Genomic DNA, 1,238 nt, shown 5'->3' with positions numbered 1-1,238 from the left:
ACTCCGTCCCGCTAACGCGAATGGAAACAAACAGAATGCTATCGCTGCATAGTTGAACAGTGATGTTCAGCAGTGTTCAGCGTAAATGTATCAGATTCATGATGGCCCAATAAGGGATCCCCACAGCAATGCTATCGCTTCTGACCATTCCACCGTAGCCCCGTAGGTGTCCCCCGTGTGCCCTCCCAACTGGCGGTAGATCCAGTAGCCCACGGCCCAAGCCCCCAGGGCGGATCCCAGCGTCCAGAGCAGCAAAGGGGGCCAAGCCAAGATCCCAGCCCAGCCCAACCCCCCGGTGATGGCCAGCACAAGCAGAGTGCCCGGCCACAGGGATCCCGGCAGGGAAGTGGAGTCTTTGAGGAAGCGGGCGGATCCCTGCTCTCGCAGGTAGGGGTACAGGGCAATGGCGAGCAACTGGCCCCAACGCCCCCAGGCGGGCACCAGCAGCAAGAGGGGCCAAGCTCGAACGCTGCTCAGGGCAGCAAATTTCAGCAGCAGCAGCAGCACCAAGGCCAGTACCCCATAGGCCCCGGTGTGGCTATCGCTCATCACCTGCAGACGGCGACGGGATCCCTGCAAGTCAGATTTTTGCCCATCCTCAGTTGACCGTTCCGGATCCCCTTTGTAAGGATTCTTGTGGACATTGATCGCCAAGCCATCGGCAGTATCGGCCACCCCGTCCAGGTGCAGCCCACCGGTCAAGAGAACCCACAGGGCCAAGAGCAAAGCGGCCCGCACCGGATTGGGGAAAATCTGCAGCAGGATCCCAGCCAGGTAGAGGATCCCGCCCAGCAACACACCTACCCCTGGCAGCCAGGCGGCAATGCCCTCAAACGGCAAGTCTCCGACCCACCCCAGAGGCAGGGCCGTGTAGAAGGTCAAGGCTGCCCAGAAGCGCCGCAATCGCTCAGTCCTTGAGTCTGTGTAAAGGGATCCGCCAATCCAGCCCTCTGGGAGAGAAAATAGGAATCCTTGCGAACGGTGCGCCCCACCACAATGGTGAGCTTGACAATGGTGAGCTTGACAATGGTGAGCTTGGCCACCAAAGCTCCGATGGCGCCCACCGCGGCCAACACCAGAAAGAGGGCTGCTTTTTCAGAAAGACTGGGATCCGCGGAGTCTGGTTCGAGTTCATGCTGAAGATCCTGATACATTTACGCTGAACACTGCTGAACATCACTGTTCAACTATGCAGCGATAGCATTCTGTTTGTTTCCATTCGCGTTAGCGGGACGGAG

The 1,238-nt window shown here is 59.0% G+C and carries 2 protein-coding genes; both read right to left on the bottom strand.

Annotated features, from left to right (window positions below; translation table 11 throughout):
- Positions 1–96: 96 nt before the first annotated feature.
- On the bottom strand, positions 97–882 hold the full coding sequence (locus ACVWYY_RS14450) for an adenosylcobinamide-GDP ribazoletransferase (protein WP_457403319.1): 786 nt from the start codon (positions 880–882) through the stop codon (positions 97–99).
- Positions 879–1,154, bottom strand: coding sequence for a hypothetical protein (locus tag ACVWYY_RS14445; protein ID WP_414523078.1), 276 nt, complete (start codon positions 1,152–1,154; stop codon positions 879–881). Before ACVWYY_RS14445 ends, ACVWYY_RS14450 begins: the two co-directional genes overlap by 4 nt.
- Positions 1,155–1,238 lie beyond the last annotated feature (84 nt).

It is taken from the genome of Thermostichus sp. MS-CIW-34, assembly GCF_054060435.1.
This window is presented reverse-complemented; position numbering and strand designations above follow the sequence as displayed.